This window comes from Phenylobacterium sp. (assembly GCF_036264965.1).
In the GTDB taxonomy this organism is placed as follows: Bacteria; Pseudomonadota; Alphaproteobacteria; order Caulobacterales; family Caulobacteraceae; genus Phenylobacterium.
This window is the reverse complement of the sequence record NZ_DATAPY010000111.1, coordinates 1-16061: the sequence shown is the minus strand read 5'-3', so window position 1 is coordinate 16061 and position 16061 is coordinate 1. Positions and strand designations below refer to the sequence as shown.

Sequence of the window (16061 nt, the reverse complement as noted above, 5' to 3'; positions counted from 1 at the left end):
CGCGGGTGGGCCTCATTGGGTCATCCGCCAGGGCGACCGGTCGGTCCAGGTGGCGATCGCGGCGGCCGCCCAGGCGGTGGTCTTGTCCGTGTGGCAGGCGTTGCAGGCGTTGGGGATGCCGAGCTTGTCCGTCTGCGTCGGCGTGACGAAGTGGAAAGTGTGGCTGGCGACGTTCACCTTGCCCAGGGTCTGCTCGATCTTCGGCATGTGGCAGGCCACGCATTGGTCGCCGGGGCTGCCGGCGGCGTGGTGGGTGTGGGCCTCGATGGTCGCCGCGCGCGGGCCGTTGCGCCCGCCGGCGCTGTGGCAGGTCAGGCAGACCTCTCCGATCGGCTTGCGCAGCATGGCCTGGTTGTCCGTGCCGTGCGGGTCGTGGCAGCTGAAGCAGGTGACGCCACGGGCGTACATCAGGCTCTGGACGAAATCGTTGCCCTGCATGCGGTTCTTGTGCGCCGTGCCGTCCGGGAAGTGGGTGAAGGTCAGCTCGCCCAGCTTGTGGTCCTCCAGCTTCCAGAAGTCCGCCAGCTTCAGGCCGGCGCGATAGCCCACCGGCCAGTCGTAGTATTTGCCGGCGATGGGATTGCTGAGCGGCTGGCCCTGGGAGTGACAGCGGATGCAGGTGTCGCTGGCCGAGACGTAGTCCTGCTTCGCGGGGTTCACGACGCTGACCTGGGCCGGGTGAGCGGCATGCGCGCTGCCCGGCCCGTGGCAGGCCTCGCAGCCGACGTTCCATTCGGCGACGGTCTTGGTCTTGATGTTGTAGTCGACCGAGTGGCAGCCGTCGCAGAGCGGGCCGGTGGGACGGCCGGAATTGTCGCCCTTGGGGTCGGGATAGAACTTGGCCCACCAGTCGCCGCCCTGGTCGGGCACGTGATAGGGCGCCCACTTGCGGTTCGTGACGTCCCACTGGATGGGGTAGGGATAGTAGTCGTCGCCGACCTTGTGGAAGTAGCGCTGCTTCCAGACGCTGCCGTAGACGAAGGCGATGTCCTTGGCGGTGAAGGTGACCAGCGGATCCGGCTTGGACAGGTCCGGGATGATCGCGTCCGGGTGCTGCTTGGGGTCGCGCACCACATTGGCCATGCGGGTCTTGGACCAGCGGGCATAGATTTCCTGGTGGCAGCTCTGGCAGGCGGCCGATCCGACATAGTGGGCGTCTTGCGCCACCGTGGGGATCGGCGCCGCGGCGACCTGAGCCAGGGACCGCGCCGGCGAGAACGCCGCGTAGCCCAGGGCGATGGCGAACAGCAGGGCCGCCGCGAGGCCGGCAAATGACACAGCTCGGTTTTTCACAGCGCCCCCGAAGACCAAGCCTGAAGACGCCGACGTTTACGCCCAACGCCGCGGCTGCCAAGGCCCGGATGCGGCGGCGTCAGAAGTTTACGCTGTCACCGAGGCGCCCGTCTTTGACGGACCGGCGCGACCTGTCACATTTCCCGCCTAACAAGCGCGGTCGAGACACCGCCGTCCCGGGAGATCAGATGTCCAGATCCTATCCAGTCCTCGCGGGCGCCGCCGCCTGCGCCCTCGCCATCGTGGGCGCCGCCGCCGCGGCCGGGTCGGACGAGGGCCTGCGGATCAACCAGCTCCAGGTGATCGGCAGCCACAACAGCTATCACGCCGGCCTGACGCCGGGCGTCGCCAAGCTGCTGCAGGCGACCAATCCCAAGGCCTTCGACGGGCTGGACTACCAGCATTCACCGCTGACCGCGCAGTTCGATCACGGCATTCGCCAGATCGAGCTCGACATCTACGCCGACGCCAAGGGCGGGCGCTTCGCCCATCCGTTCGGGGCGACCCTGAACGAAGGCGGCGCGGCGGGCTTCGACAAGCCGGGCGTGTTCGCCAAGCCCGGCTTCAAGGTCATGCATGTGCAGGACATCGACTACATCTCGACCTGCCAGCCGTTCGTCGGGTGCCTGAAGGAAGTCCGCGCCTGGTCGAAGGCGCATCCGCAGCATGTGCCGCTCTACATCCTGGTGGAGACCAAGACCCAGGAGCCGATCAAGGCGGTGCCCGGCATGGTGGACTATGAGCGCTTCACGGGCGAGGTGCTGGACGCCCTGGATGCGGAGATCCGCTCGGTGTTCCCGGAGAACGAGATGGTCACGCCCGACCAGGTGCGCGGCCACTACGCGACCCTGCCAGAGGCCGTCGGGCCCCATTCTGGCAAGGAGGGCGGCTGGCCGACGCTGAAGAGCGCGCGCGGCAAGGTCGTCTTCCTGCTCGACCAGTCGAACATCACGCCGATCTACACGGCCGGCCATCCGGCGCTGCAGGGCCGGGTGCTGTTCACCAACGCCAAGGCCGGGACGCCGGACGCCGCCTTCGTGGAGCAGAACGAGGGGACGCCGGAGGCGATCGCCGCGCTGGTCAAGCAGGGCTACATCGTGCGCACCTGCTCCGACGCCGACACCAAGGAAGGTCGCAGCGGCGACACCACCCAGCGGGAGAAGGCGCTGGGCAGTGGGGCGCAGATGGTGAGCACCGACTACCCCTGGTTCGAGCCGTCGCGCTGGACCGGCTTCACGGTGAGCCTGCCGGGCACGGCCTCGGTGCGCTGCAATCCGGTCAATGCGCCGAAGGGCTGCTCAGACGCGGCGCTCGGGGACACGCCCGTCGCCAAGTGAGCTGAACCGCGGGGCTCAGACCCGCGGGGCCAAGCCGTTGAGGAACAGCGCGCAGAAGGTGTCGGCGACCTCCGCCGGGGTGTTCAGCCCCGAGGGCGCGTACCAGCGGGGCAGCCAGTTGATCGCCCCCATGATCGCCCGGCGCGACAGGGCTCCGTTCACCTGGCGGAACGCGCCCTCGGCCATGCCGCGCTCGGAATAGGTGGCCTTGCCGATCGCGCGCTGGCTGCGGAGGCGCACGATGTCCTGGTGCTCCGGCGTCAACGACTGCTGGCGGAAGTAGCCGGCGAGCGGGCCGTGCGCGCCGGCGTTCAACTCGATCATCGAGGCGATGAAACGGGCCTCAAGATCCTGCGCGGGGCCGCCTTTGGCCTCATTGGCGTCCAGCACCTGCTCGGTCAGGTCGATGGAGCGCAGGTAGCACTGGAAGAGCAGGTCCTCCTTGTTGGCCACGTAGTGGTAGAGGGCGCCGCGGGTGACATCCAGGGCCGCGGCGATCTCGTCGATCGAGGAGTTGTCGAAGCCACGGTGGTTGAAGAACTCCGAGGCGGTGCGGAATAGCGAGTCGCGCCGCTGGGCCGCCTGGAAGGCGCGGTCGAAGCCGTGCTCGGGGCTGGGCGTATCGATCAGCACCGGCGCCGGCCAGTCCGTCATCGCCGGGCCAGGGCGCTTGAGACCGTGCAGGAAGATGTCGGTGAAAGCCTCGCCGATCTGAGGGCGCGTGAGCGCGCCGGGGCGCTCGCGAAACCAGACGAACACCCAGTTGAGCGCTCCGGTCACCGCGAAATTGGTCAGGTGCGGGCGGGGCACGAACAGGCTGCCGTCGGCATGACCCTCGGTGAGGATGCCGCTCAGCAGGTCGTCGTGCTGGTGGGCGAGGCGGCGGACCTCGCGCTCGTGCTCCGGCGTCAGGAAGGCGATGTCGCTGAGGAAGGCGACCGGCGGGGCGGCGAAGTGCAGCTTCAGATAGTGGACGAAGCGGTCACGGCCTGAGCCGGCCATCTTCGAGGCGGTGACGGCGTAGCCGGCGGCGAGCCCGGAAGTCCGCAGGTAGGACTGGTAGACCACCTCCTCCTTGCCGGCGAAGTAATAGTAGAGCGCGCTCTTGGTGATCCCGAGGCGCTCGGCCACGGCGTCCAGCGAGGCGTTGGTCAGGCCGCTCTCGTTCAGCACGGCGGCGGCGGCCAGCAAGGCGGCTTCGGTGCGCGCGCCGCGTTGCGACGGACGCCCCCGCGAGCGGCGGCCCGTCCCGGTCCCGCTGTCTGGTCCTTTCGACGGTGGGGAAGTCTCGGAAGCCATCGCTCTTTCTGACCTGAGGCGCCGTAACGGAGCCGGAATCGCGCCCGCAACCAAGGGTTTTGAAGGCTCGGCGTCTCGCTCCGGCCGATCACATCTAATTCTTTTAATTCATCGTAGGTAGACTAACTTTGCTATTGAAATTTTCGAAGAGCCGTAGGAGGCTCCGAAATAACGAAGCCTGCAAAGGCGCCGCCCCGGCCAAACGGGGCGTGGATGGAAACCCGTGGGAGGGACTCATGATGAAGCGCCCCATTCGGCGCGGCTTGCCGCAGTGCGCCCAAATTCCTGGACGCTATTTTCTCACCGCCCTGCTGCTGGCGAGCGCCAGCGCCTTGCCGGCGGCCGCCCAGACCGCCGGCGGCGCGGCCCGGCCCGACGCCTCAACCTCGGTCGACACGGTGATCGTCACCGCCGAGAAGCGGGCTGAGAATGTCCAGGACGTGCCGGCCTCGGTGACCGCCTTCAGCGGCGCCCAACTGGAGCAGGCCAACATCGTCAGCGCCAGCGACCTGGCCCGGTTCATCCCGAGCTTCAGCGTCTTCACGGCCAACGACAACCGCAACTCGACCATCGTGATCCGCAATCTGGGGACCTCGGGCACCAACCCAGGCATCGAACCGGACGCGGGCCTCTATCTCGACGGCGTCTATCTGCCGGCCGCCTCGGCGGCGCTGGCCGACCTGCAGGACATCTCCACCGTCGAGGTGCTGCGCGGGCCGCAGGGCACGCTCTATGGCCGCAACACCGCGGTAGGCGCGCTAAACATCAACACGCGGGCGCCGACCCAGGCGACCGAGGCCTATGCCGATGTGTCGGTCGGCAACTTCAACTCACACAGGATCGCCGGCTACGTCGGCGGCGGTCTGACCAGCGACTTGGCCGGGCGGCTGACGCTCTATGTCGACAACCACGACGGCTATGAGAAGAACCTCTTCTACAACAACTACGTGAACAACGCTGACCAGTACGGCGGCCGTGGGCGCCTGCGCTGGACGCCGACCCAGGACACCACTGTCGACGCGATCGCCTATTTCACGCGGGTCTCAACGGTGGGCACGATCCCGGCTCAACTGAACCCCCTCGGCCCGGGCGGCATCGCGACGCCGGGCTTCCTCGCCGCCTCGGCGGCGGCGACGCCGGGCCATCCGTTCGTACCGCTCGGCAAGTTCGAGGTGAACGAGATCGACAATCCCCTGGACGTCACGGAGACCTGGGGCGGCTCGATCAACGCCAGCCGCGAGCTGCCGTTCGGCGCCAGCGTGAGCAATGTGCTCGCCTACAACGCCGTCGACGACCACGAGTACGAGAACGACTCCGCGGCCCTGCCGCAACTGGTGGCGCGCCAGCCGCAGCATGAGGACATCCGCACCACCAGCGACGAGCTCCGGCTCACTTCGACCGGCCACCACTTCATCGACTATGTCGGCGGCGTCTATCTGTTCCACGAGATGCTGAGGTTCGCCAATGACCTCACCATCCAGCCCGGCGCCAACCGGACCTTCCCCGGCAACGCCCACCTCCTCGTGGGCGACACCTCCGACTTCTTTTACACCCAGGAGACCAACGCCGGGGCCGCCTACGGCCAGGCGACGGTCAATGTGACGGATGCGTTCCGCCTGTTCGGCGGCCTGCGTTACAGCGTCGATTCCAAGAAGGCCTCGATCGTCAACGTGGACTTCAACGCCACCGGCGTGCCGGCCTCGCCGACCTTCATCGGCTCCTTCCCGCTGGAGAACCAGCCGAACCTGAAGCGCACGGACCACAGCACCACCTGGACGGCGGGCGCCCAATACGACCTGACCGAGGGCGTCATGGCCTATGCGACGGCGGCGACCGGCTTCAAGGACGGCGGCTTCAACGCCCGCGCCGCGGCGACCGGGCCCTTCACCTTCGATCCGGAGACCGTCACCAGCTATGAGGCAGGCGTGAAGACCTCGCTGTTCGACCACAGGCTGGTGTTCAACGCCGACGTCTATCACATGCTCTTGAAGGCGGCGCAGGTCTCCACCCTGAACCCGACGACCGGGGTCGGCTTCACCGTCGGCAACGCCGGCAACGTGCGGGTCGAGGGCGTCGAGATCGACGCCCATGCGCGGCCGATCAGCGAGCTGACCCTCAACGCGTCGCTCAGCTACGCCGACAGCGTCTGGGACAGCTATCCCAAGGGCCAGTGCATCGCGACGTTCCCGACGGCCGGCACGCCGCCGCCCGCGGGGACGCCGCAGCCGATCGCACCGGGGTCGAGCGTCTGCAACTATACCGGCTTCACCCCGGCCTATTCGCCGAAGTGGCGCTGGAGCCTGGGTGCGCGGTGGGAGCAGCCGTGGTTGAAGACCGAGATCGACTGGTTCGCGGCCGCCGACGTCAGCTACGTCAGCTCGCAGTTCGAGGACGCGACCCTCGACCCGCGGACCTTCCAGGACGGCTATGCGCTCGTGGACGCCTCGTTCGGCTGGCAGCCGCCGGGCGGCCGCTGGCGGGTCAGCGTCTGGGGCAAGAACCTGGCGAACAAATCCTACAACGTGGCGGAGTTCGCCCAGGGCCTCGGCGCCTTCGTGAGCGCCGGCGGGACCGCTGCGGCCAACGGCTTCGTGGGTGTCTATGGCGTGCCGCGCACCTTCGGGGTCGAGGCCAGCTTCCGCTATTGAGCCATCAGGAAAGGCGTCAGACGATGACCGACACAGCCTCCCACAGCCGTCGCGGCCTGATCGGGGCCGCCGCGGGCCTCGGCGTTCTGGCCGCCACCGATCCGCTCCGCGCCCTGGCCGCGCCGCGCAAGCGGCCGGACGTCTATGGCAAGACGAGCTGGAGCGAGTCGATCATGATGGTCTACCTCTCGGAGGACCTGAGGACCGGGATCAGCTACCGGATCTGCCGCTTCCCCGACCTCGACGACACCTGGGTATGGCTCCAGGTGATCGTCGACGGGCAGATGTACGCCTACACCGACCAGTACCTGCCTTGCACCACAGCGCGGAACCTGCCCGACAGCGCCATGGCGACCTATGACGGACCCGGGACCAGGGCGCGGATGACCCGGTTGGGGACCTCGGCGGACCTGCGCTCGATGTCCTTCTCCTTCCAGGGCGGCTGCCATCCGGGAACCGGGGCGAAGGAAGGGCCGGGCCAGGTTCCAGTCTCGGTGGAAGGCGTTTTCTGGCCCAGCCGGACCCATCCGCACGACCAGACCGGCCGCGTCGAGCGCACGGGCCGCATCGAGGCCACCGTCCGGGTGGGCGGCAAGTCCTATCCGATCGCCGACATCGCCAAGCAGCACGAGCAGACCCAGACCGGGCCCAGGTTCCTGAAGGGCTTCAGCTACTGCAACATGTGGAACGCCGAGTCCTCGTTCCTCGGCCTCTTCGCCAGCGACCGGGGCTATGGCGACTACGAGATCGGGGCTTCGGGCCAGGAGGTGAAGACCTACGCCATCGTCAAGCCCGCGCCGATCCGTCGGTTCGCCGCCGTACTGGCCGACGGCAGCCGCGTCGAGGGCGTCGCGCACGCGGCGATCTCCTACCAGATCCCGGTCTACGACCAGATCTGGCTGGGGACGATGGTCTCCGGCGTCGTCGACGGCCGCAAGATGATCGGCACGATCAACGACTGGCGGCCGCAGGATCAGGCCTATCCCGCCTCGGTCTGAAGCCGTCCGGCCGTCAGCCGGAAATCAGCCACTGAGCGACATAAATCTGCGCCTTGCGCGCCAGTTCGGCCGGGCCGGTGAAGTAGAACTCGCTGCCGGAAAACGTTCGACGCTCGTGCCAGCGCAGAGGGCCGGTGTCTTCGGTGCTCAAGGTTTGCCGCAGCTGGTCGCTCTTATTCTTCGGTACAAACGCCACAAAGGTTGCTTCGTCCATCGCACAAAATCTCTGCGCCCCCGGACGATATGGCCGCGAGTCTCGAAGACGTCCAAGAGATACTGCAGTGGCGCTTGTTTGAGGCGATGTCGTCGCCGCGCGTAACAGTCAAGCTGCCTTGATGTCGTCACGCCCGCCAGGAAGATGGCGCAATGCGTCACGGGCTTTCGGCTTCGTGGCGAGAGGGCGGCTCAGAACGACCGCGGATCGGCCACCGCGCCGGGGGATGCGGCGCGCAGCTTTAGAGTGGATATGCAGGATTTCATCGACCTTGAGGGCGCATCGGGGGCGTCATACCGCTTCCGCCGTCGGCCGGACGGCGCGCCGCACCTGCCGACGGCGGGAAACTATGTGATCGTCCAGGAGAGCGCCCAGGGCCTGAAGGTTCTGACGGTCGGCGTGTCGCTGGACCTGGCTCAGGTTCGGCCACCGGGTCCGGCGCGCGCGGGCCGCCGGCAGACGCACCTGTTCACGCGGCTGAACATCTCGCGCGCCGTACGATCTGCGGAGCATGAGGACGTCGTGGCGTCCTACCGTCCGGCCCGGGTAGTCGCCGAGGACGCTTGATTTCGGGAAGCGGTGTCGCCCTCAGGCGGCCGCGACGGCTTTCGCGGCGGCGATCTCACCCGCGGCGGCGACCTCGCCGAGAGCGGCCTGCAGAGCGGCCAGCAGATGTTCGGGCTTCATGGGCTTTTCGACGACGCCGTTCATGCCGGCGGCGAGGTAGCCCTCGGCGTCTTCCGGCTCGGCGTTGGCGGTGAGTGCGATGATCGGCACCAGGGAGGCCGGGCCGCCCAGCGCGCGGATGGCGCGGGTGGCGGCGACGCCGTCCATCACCGGCATCTTGATGTCCATCAGGATCAGATCGAAGCGGCCGCCGCGGGCGGCCTCGACCGCCTCGGCGCCGTCGTTGGCGCTCTCGCAGGTGCAGTCGAACATCTCGCAGAGCGCCTGGGCGACCATGCGGTTGGTGGCGTTGTCGTCGACCACCAGGACGTGGGCCGAGCGTTCGGCTTCCTGCGGCTCTTCGGCCGGGGTCTCCGAGGCGATGGGCAGGAGGATTTCGAAGATGACGGTCTCGGAGGCGCCGCCGGCGCCTTCGCTGCGCAGCGAGCCGCCCAGGCCCTCAAGGATTTGGCGGGCCATGACGACGCCGATGGCGATTTCCAGGCCAAAGCGGGCCTCGATGTCGCGGACCCGGGTCTCCAGGTCCTGGCCTTCCCAGGCCGGGTCCCGCGCGCCGCGAACGCGGCCTTCGAGACGCACGCCCTCAGGGCTGACCACGGTGCGCACGCTGGCTTCGACCGCGCCGCGGCGCATGGAGGCCACCGCCTCGCCGACGAAGCCGTCGAAAATCTGCAGCAGACGATCGCGGTCGCCGAGCGCGCAGGCGTCGGGATCGCCGTCGTAGGAGACCAGCAGGGTCACGCCGCTGTTGGCGGCGGCGGGCTGCCAGCGGCTGTGCACCTCGTCGACCAGTTCGCGCAGACGCAGCGGGGCCGGGTCGAGGGTGACGCCGTGAAGGGTGATCTTGCGCAGGCTGGAGGCGCGTTCCATCAGCCGGCGCACGCCTTGGGCCGCCTCGACCACGCCGCTGACGCACGACTGGGCGTCCGGCGCCAGTCGCTGCCGCGAGAGCTGATCGGTCAGCGCCAGCGCGCCATCCATTTGCTGGATGATCTCGGCGGTGACACGGTCGAAGAAGAACTCGGAGAGGGACATGGACAGCCGAAGGTTGCGGTACGCGACAGAGGCCACCATGGCGCCTAGCGCTTGCGGAGAGGTTAAGTGACGGCGGCGTCATGGCTTTGTTTGGGGGCTTTGTTCGCCTGGCCGGGGCGGTGACTTTGCGAAGGCGGGTCCGATCGCGCATATGAGGGCGATGATCGACCCCAATACCGAGCGGGACGCTGGCGCCCTCGTGCTGTTCTCGGGCGGGCAGGACTCTAGCGTCTGCCTGGCCTGGGCGCTTGAACGCTACGCCCGCGTGGAAACCGTGGGCTTCGACTATGGCCAGCGCCACGCGGTGGAGCTGGACGCGCGGCTGGGCGTCCGCGCTCGCTTCGCTCGGGAATTCCCGTCATGGGCGCCGCGGCTGGGCGAGGACCACATGCTGGATATCTCCAGCTTCGGCGCGGTGGCCGCCTCGGCGTTGACCGCCGACCGGGCCATCGAGATGACCGCCAAGGGGCTGCCGTCGACCTTCGTTCCGGGGCGGAACCTGGCGTTCTTCGTCTATGCGGCGGCGTTGGCGGACCGCCGGGGGCTGCAATCCCTGGTCGGCGGCATGTGCGAGACCGACTTCTCCGGCTATCCCGACTGCCGGCGCGAGACGCTGGACGCCATGCAAACGACCCTGAACCTGGGCATGGCGCAGGATTTCGTCATCGAGACGCCCTTGATGTGGCTCACCAAGGCGGAGACCTGGGCCCTGGCCAAGGGGCTGGGCGGCGAGGCGCTGGTGCGGCTGATCGTCGAGGAAAGCCACACCTGCTACCTGGGGGAGCGCGACGCCCTGCATCCCTGGGGCTACGGCTGCGGGACCTGTCCGGCGTGCGAGTTGCGCCAGAAGGGCTGGGAGGGCTGGGTGGCGCAGGATCGCCCGGCGCTGCGGGCCGAGATCGCGTCATGAGCTATGCGGTCAAGGAGATCTTCCTGACCCTGCAGGGCGAAGGCGGCCAGGCGGGCCGGCCGGCGGTGTTCTGCCGCTTCGCCGGCTGCAACCTCTGGTCAGGACGCGAGCAGGACCGGGAAAGCGCGGTCTGCAGCTTCTGCGACACCGATTTCGTGGGCATGGACGGCGTGGGCGGTGGCCGCTTTGCGTCGGCCGAAGCGCTGGCCGCGGCGGTCGAGGCGGCCTGGGCCGGCGGGGCGGATGACCGGCTGGTGGTGCTGACCGGCGGCGAGCCCCTGCTGCAGCTGGACGCGGCCCTGATCGAGGCGCTGCACGCGCGAGGCTTCTCGCTGGCGTTGGAGACCAACGGGACGCTGCCGGTCCCCGACGGCGTCGACTGGATCTGCGTCAGTCCCAAGGCCGCCGCCCCGGTTGTGCAGGTCGAGGGACAGGAATTGAAGCTGGTCTATCCGCAGGACGGCGTCGATCCGGCGCGGTTCGAGGGCCTCGCCTTCGAGCGGTTCCTGCTGCAGCCGATGGACGGACTGCGGCGGGCGGAGAACACGCAAGCGGCCATCGCCTATTGCCTTGCCCATCCCCGCTGGCGTTTAAGCGTCCAGACGCACAAGTACCTCGGCATCGCCTGAGGCCCGAAGCGACCTCCCCGCAAGCGCAAGACACGATGAGTTCCAGGATTTTCGAGATCACCAAGGCCGCGACCTTCGACGCGGCGCACCACCTGCCGGCCGGGCCCGCGGGCCCCTACACGCGTCTGCACGGCCATTCATTCAAGGTCGAGGCCAGCGTGCGCGGCGAGGAACAGGGCGCGATCGGCTGGGTCGCCGACCTGGGCGAGCTGGACCGCGCGCTACGGGCGGCGGCGAGCGAGCTGGATCACGGCCTGCTGAACGAAAAGCCGGGCCTGGAGAGCCCCACGCTCGAGCACCTGTGTCTGTGGTTCGCCGAGCGGTTGAAGGCCGAGTTCCCGGGCTTGTCGCGGGTGGTGGTCTCCCGCCCGACCATCGGCGAGAGCTGCGCGCTCAACCTGGGCTGACTGGCGAGGCCCGCGTAGCGGGCGCCTCCCGAATTGGAACCACGGAAAACACGGATAGAGCACGGAAGGGCGTCGGCGCTTTCCGTGCTCTATCCGTGTTTTCCGTGGTTGAAAGGCTGAGCCTCCGCTGCCGCGGAGGCGGGTTCAACTCCCGGCCTTGTCGTCCTTCTTGCCGCCGCCGACCGCGTCGCCGACGCCGTGGGCGGTGGCGCTGACCGCCTTGGCGCCGAGGCCGACAGCCGTGCCGGTCACCGCGACCGCCGCGCCGCCGACCGCGCCGGCCGCGCCGAGCACGACGCAGCCGGACAGCAGGATGGCGCTCGCGGCGAGGGCCGCGCTCACGGCGATGGTTCGCAGCGTCATGTCAGAATCTCCCCAGACGAGGGCCCATCCTGCACGGCCATGCGTGAAGAAATAAGGCGCGTCAGACCTCGTGGATCGCGGCTTTGCGCTGCGCGTCGTCGCCCTCGCGGCGATAGGGGCCTTTGAAGGCCGGGTCGGCGCGGCGGCGGCGGTCGGGACCGAAATAGTCGGCGGTCTTCACAAAAGGCCGCGGGTGCTCGACCACCTGACTGATCCGCTCAATGACGCCGCGCGCATTGAGCGGCTTGGCCAGGAACTCGTTGACGCCGGCGTTGCGGGCCTCCTGCACGCGGGCGATCGTCGCGTGGCCGGTGATCATGATGACCGGGCACATCTGGTTGGGGCTGTCGGGCGAGCGGCGCAGCAGCCGCACGAAGTCGATGCCGTCCAAAGGCTGCATCGAAAGGTCGGTCATGATGATGTCGATCAGCTGGTTTTTCATCAGCTGCAGGCCCTGGGCCCCGTCACTGGCCTCGAAGATGTGACGCACGCCGATCGCCTTCAGAATCTCCGACAACAGCACCCGCATGTGGTGGTTGTCATCGACGATCAGGATCTTCAGCAGGTCGTAACGCAAGGTCAACCTACGCCCGTTGTTGGCCGGCCCGTCCCGTCTCCAACCGCGATTCGGCCAGCGGAGCGTTCGGCTGATTACGTCGCGGAAATATAACCGGTCAATGCCAAATTGGGATGATCTCTCACAAGCTAAGTCGCTGGCGAAGAAAGAAAAACTTCTTTGCAAACTATGCGTGTGTCGAATACTCGACATTACCTACCGCTAGTCGTCCGCTCTGCCCAGGAAATTCAGCCGAGGCCGGTCTGTCCCCGGTGGCGCAGGAAGGCGTCGGCCAGGATGCAGGCCACCATGGCCTCGACCACGGGCACGGCGCGGATGCCGACGCAGGGATCGTGGCGGCCCTTGGTGCGCAGTTCGATCTCCTCGCCGGCCTCGTTGAGGCTGCGGCGCGGGGTGAGGATCGAGGAGGTGGGCTTGAAGGCCACCCGCGCGGTCACCGCCTGGCCGGTGGAGATGCCGCCCAGGATGCCGCCGGCGCTGTTGGACAGGAAAAGCGGCCCGTCATTGCCGGCGCGCATCTCATCGGCGTTCTCTTCGCCGGTCAGCGCCGCGGCGGCGAAGCCCGCGCCGATCTCCACGCCCTTAGCGGCGTTGATCGACATCAGGGCGCCGGCCAGCTCGGCGTCGAGCTTGCCGTAGACCGGCGCGCCCCAGCCGGCGGGCACGCCCGTGGCCTCGACCGCGACGATGGCGCCGGTGGAGGAGCCGGCCTTGCGGATCGCTTCCAGGTGCTCTTCCCAGACCGGGACCATGTCCGGATCGGGGCACCAGAAGGGGTTCTCCTCGGTCGTGCTGAAGTCGATGCGGTCGGGGGCGACGGCGTGCGGGCCGATCTGCACCACGGCGGCGCGGATGGTGACGCCGGCTACGATCTTGCGGGCCACCGCGCCGGCGGCGACGCGCGCGGCGGTCTCGCGGGCCGATTGTCGGCCGCCGCCGCGATAGTCGCGCACGCCGTACTTGGCGAAGTAGCTGTAGTCGGCGTGGCCGGGGCGGAAGGCGGTGGCGATCTCGGAATAGTCACGGCTGCGTTGGTCGACGTTGTCGATAATCATCGAGATCGGCGTGCCGGTGGTGACTTGGTCCGGATGACGCTCGTCGGAAAACACACCGGAGAGGATGCGCACGGCGTCCGGCTCCTGGCGCTGGGTGACGAATTTGCCCTGGCCCGGGCGGCGCTTTTCCAGCCACTGCTGGACGTCGGCCTCGGTGAGCTTGATCCCCGGGGGGCAGCCGTCGACCACACAGCCCAACGCCGGCCCGTGGCTTTCGCCCCAGGTGGTCACGCGGAACAGATGGCCGAAGGTGTTGTGCGACATGGCTCCGCGCTTCTAGCGGCTAAGGCGCGCCGGACCAACCTCAGGGCGCGCCAAGCGTGCGGCCGAAGAAGCTGATCGCGGCCTGCAGGGCCTCGAAATGGGTCTGGCCCTGCGGGACCTGGAGATCTCGGCAGAGCGGAACGTCCCGCTTCATCGCCGCCGGCGTGCAGGTCGACAGGAAGTCGTAGTGGCCGACGCCGGGCAGGGCCTTCAACTGGGCGCGCGGGATCATCCGCGCGGCCACCCCGCCGTTGGTGTGCGGCGAGGCCACCGGATCGGCGTCGCCCAGGATGATCGAGACCGGCGTGGTCATGGCCGAAAGGCTCGCCGGATCGAGGGCTTGGACGAAGGCCGGCGCTATGGCGAAGACCGCCTTTACGCCGCGGATGGAATGGTCGTCGCCGGCATGGGCGGCCTCGGGGGCGAGGTCGGGCCCAGCCAGCGCCGCCGCCGCCTGATCCGCCGTCACCGGAAATTCCGGCTGCGGTCTGCAGACCCCGTCGTCGGGATGGGCCGCACAGAAGTCGCGCAGACGGGCCAGGTCGAAGCGCGCGCCGCCGGCTTCGAGAGCCGTCAGTCCCCCGGTGGCGAAGCCGGCGACGCCCAGGCGACGCAGGTCCAGGTGCTGGCCGATCACCGGGTCGGCCTTGGCCGCCTCCAGCGCCGCGTCGAGGTCGCCCGGCAGGTCCCAGAGCAGCACCGCGCCGCCCACGGTCAGCTTGTCGAAGTTGTTGTTGCCCGGGTTGTCGACGGCGATGACCACAAAGCCTTGCTGGGCGAGCACGGTGGTGAACCAGCCCATCATCCGCGCCGAGCCGCCATAGCCGTGGGCGAACAGGATCACCGGCCGGCGCCGCGTGTCGGCGAAGGCGGCGTCGGGTGCGGCAGAGCCGACGAAGAACAGGGGCTCGCCGGGCGGACCGATGTCGAGGGATTTCTCCTCGGAGCCCTCGGCCGCTGGGTACCAGACGGTGATGCGCACGGCCGGCTTGTGGTCGGCGTCGCGCAGGGCGGCGGTGGGGTTGGTGGTCGTCAGATGGCGCTCGCCGACCAGGGACTCGGCGGCGGCGCTCGTGGCGAACGCCAGCAAGGCGGCGAGGGCCATCAAATTCGGAATACGCATGCGGCGGGGAATCTCTTCTCAGAACTCGGCGGCGCGACCCTAGGCGAGGCTTTGCGCCCGCGCCGCTTAATTCGCGGTCAGGTCAGGCGGCCCAGGCGGCGGCGAAGCGGCGGAGCAGGGTGCGCGCGGCGCTGTCGGCCTGGCCCGGCTCGGTGGGCGCGAGCCGCAGGAAAAGATGGCCCTGACGGTGGGTCCCGCGGGCCGGCAGGCCCTGGTTCACCAGCCGCACCAGCTTGCGCTCGCCGGCCTTCTTGGTGAGCCAGACGACGCGCCGCCCGAGCGGGGTCTCCACGGACACGCGGCCGCCCTCGGCCAGCAGGTTCGGCGCGACCGTGGCGGTGATCCAGAGGTCGTCGCCGCGCACCTGCATCCGCGGGGCGCCCATCAGCACGACGGGCAGCGCCACCCCGTCGACGCGCACGGTGTCGCCCTGGCGCAGGCCCGGCGGCAGGGTGACGCGCAGCTGGCGGCCATCCGGGGCGCGATGCTCGGCGACGCCGCCGCGCAGGGCGACCTCCGGGCCGATGGTCAGCACGCGGGGCTGCGGCGGCCGCGGGGCCGGGGGCTGGAAGATGCGGTCGGGCCCGGCCTGGGCGGCCTGCAGCCGGTGATAGGCCTCGACCACCTGGTGGAAGCGTTCCTCGCCGCCGCCGGGACGGTCGGGGTGGGCGCGTTTGGCGGCCTCGCGGAAGGCCCGGCGCAGATCGCCGGCGGTGTAGAACGGGCCGACCCCCAGCACCTGGCGGGCGGTCTTCAGGGACATCGGCGGGGCGGAACTCATCTGCCGGCCAAGATCGCGCCGACATGGTCAATGGCCGGTTAAACCCCGCCGCCTCTCGTGCATTTGGCGCGCCTGGGGCTATATCGGACGCGATGACCGACAAGACCCTGATCCCGCCGTCGCCCAGCGAGGACGATTATGTCCGCCAAGTGGCCTCCGCCGAGGCCCTGCCGCTGCTGAGCGAGGCGGACCCGTTCGCGCTGTTCAACGAATGGCTGCGCGAAGCCGTGGCCAAGGAGCCGAATGACGCCAACGCCATGTCGCTGGCCACCGCCGACGCCGACGGCCTGCCGGACGCGCGGATGGTGCTGCTGAAGGACGTCGATGCGCGCGGCTTCACCTTCTACAGCAACACCGAGAGCGCCAAGGGCCAGGACCTGGCCGCCCATCCGGCCGCGGCGCTGGTCTGCCACTGGAAGTCGCTGCGGCGGCAGGTGCGCG

17 protein-coding genes are annotated in these 16061 nt (G+C 68.9%); 8 read left to right on the top strand and 9 right to left on the bottom strand.

All coding sequences use genetic code 11. The features are described 5' to 3' along the window. Positions 1-12 precede the first annotated feature (12 nt). Entirely contained in the window at positions 13-1278 is a 1266-nt protein-coding gene (locus VHS75_RS14360) for a cytochrome c3 family protein (protein WP_329639300.1), read from the bottom strand. 203 nt (positions 1279-1481) lie between these two features. Between VHS75_RS14360 and VHS75_RS14355 the strand changes: the two genes are divergently transcribed. Further along, complete coding sequence (locus tag VHS75_RS14355) at positions 1482-2630, top strand: phosphatidylinositol-specific phospholipase C1-like protein (protein WP_329639299.1); 1149 nt, start codon at positions 1482-1484, stop codon at positions 2628-2630. A gap of 15 nt (positions 2631-2645) precedes the next feature. Here VHS75_RS14355 and VHS75_RS14350 read toward each other — a convergent pair whose 3' ends face one another. Then, positions 2646-3821, bottom strand: coding sequence for a TetR family transcriptional regulator (locus tag VHS75_RS14350; protein WP_329639298.1), 1176 nt, complete (start codon positions 3819-3821; stop codon positions 2646-2648). A 344-nt stretch (positions 3822-4165) separates the two neighbouring features. On the opposite strand from VHS75_RS14350, the gene VHS75_RS14345 reads away from it, so the two are divergent. Beyond that, a complete protein-coding gene (locus VHS75_RS14345; protein WP_329639297.1) occupies positions 4166-6577 on the top strand; it encodes a TonB-dependent receptor in 2412 nt (803 codons plus the stop codon). Between the two features lie 23 nt (positions 6578-6600). Continuing rightward, entirely contained in the window at positions 6601-7575 is a 975-nt protein-coding gene (locus VHS75_RS14340) for a hypothetical protein (protein ID WP_329639296.1), read from the top strand. A gap of 13 nt (positions 7576-7588) precedes the next feature. On the opposite strand, the gene VHS75_RS14335 is transcribed toward VHS75_RS14340, so the two are convergent. Beyond that, positions 7589-7789, bottom strand: a complete 201-nt coding sequence (locus VHS75_RS14335) for a hypothetical protein (RefSeq protein WP_329639295.1) — start codon at positions 7787-7789, stop codon at positions 7589-7591. A 252-nt stretch (positions 7790-8041) separates the two neighbouring features. Between VHS75_RS14335 and VHS75_RS14330 the strand changes: the two genes are divergently transcribed. Next, positions 8042-8356, top strand: a complete 315-nt coding sequence (locus VHS75_RS14330; RefSeq protein WP_329639294.1) for a hypothetical protein — start codon at positions 8042-8044, stop codon at positions 8354-8356. 21 nt (positions 8357-8377) lie between these two features. Here VHS75_RS14330 and VHS75_RS14325 read toward each other — a convergent pair whose 3' ends face one another. Next, a complete protein-coding gene (locus VHS75_RS14325; protein WP_329639293.1) occupies positions 8378-9550 on the bottom strand; it encodes a response regulator in 1173 nt (390 codons plus the stop codon). Between the two features lie 121 nt (positions 9551-9671). Between VHS75_RS14325 and queC the strand changes: the two genes are divergently transcribed. From queC to VHS75_RS14310, 3 genes are read left to right on the top strand one after another with little or no spacing between them, the layout of a single operon-like run. Continuing rightward, positions 9672-10421 carry a 7-cyano-7-deazaguanine synthase QueC gene (gene queC, locus VHS75_RS14320; protein ID WP_329639314.1) on the top strand — a complete coding sequence of 250 codons (750 nt, stop codon included), beginning with the start codon at positions 9672-9674 and terminating at the stop codon, positions 10419-10421. Then, positions 10418-11050 (top strand): 7-carboxy-7-deazaguanine synthase, encoded by a 633-nt coding sequence (gene queE, locus VHS75_RS14315; RefSeq protein WP_329639292.1) that lies wholly within the window; start codon positions 10418-10420, stop codon positions 11048-11050. The genes queC and queE overlap by 4 nt, the downstream gene beginning before the upstream one ends. Before the next feature lie 35 nt (positions 11051-11085). After that, positions 11086-11457 (top strand): 6-carboxytetrahydropterin synthase, encoded by a 372-nt coding sequence (locus tag VHS75_RS14310; protein WP_329639291.1) that lies wholly within the window; start codon positions 11086-11088, stop codon positions 11455-11457. Positions 11458-11601: 144 nt separating this feature from the next. Here the strand turns inward: VHS75_RS14310 and VHS75_RS14305 are convergent, their stop codons facing one another. From VHS75_RS14305 to VHS75_RS14285, 5 genes are all read right to left on the bottom strand, one after another. Continuing rightward, complete coding sequence (locus VHS75_RS14305) at positions 11602-11820, bottom strand: hypothetical protein (RefSeq protein ID WP_329639290.1); 219 nt, start codon at positions 11818-11820, stop codon at positions 11602-11604. A 61-nt stretch (positions 11821-11881) separates the two neighbouring features. Continuing rightward, a complete protein-coding gene (locus VHS75_RS14300) occupies positions 11882-12397 on the bottom strand; it encodes a response regulator (protein ID WP_329639313.1) in 516 nt (171 codons plus the stop codon). Between the two features lie 227 nt (positions 12398-12624). Next, positions 12625-13716 carry a chorismate synthase gene (gene aroC / locus VHS75_RS14295; RefSeq protein ID WP_329639289.1) on the bottom strand — a complete coding sequence of 364 codons (1092 nt, stop codon included), beginning with the start codon at positions 13714-13716 and terminating at the stop codon, positions 12625-12627. Positions 13717-13756: 40 nt separating this feature from the next. Continuing rightward, a complete protein-coding gene (locus VHS75_RS14290; RefSeq protein WP_329639288.1) occupies positions 13757-14839 on the bottom strand; it encodes a hypothetical protein in 1083 nt (360 codons plus the stop codon). An 82-nt stretch (positions 14840-14921) separates the two neighbouring features. Beyond that, on the bottom strand, positions 14922-15620 hold the full coding sequence (locus VHS75_RS14285; protein ID WP_329639287.1) for a DnaJ domain-containing protein: 699 nt from the start codon (positions 15618-15620) through the stop codon (positions 14922-14924). A gap of 92 nt (positions 15621-15712) precedes the next feature. Here VHS75_RS14285 and VHS75_RS14280 point away from each other — a divergent pair. Next, positions 15713-16061: pyridoxamine 5'-phosphate oxidase family protein (locus VHS75_RS14280; RefSeq protein WP_329639286.1), on the top strand; the 349-nt coding region annotated here is incomplete at its 3' end.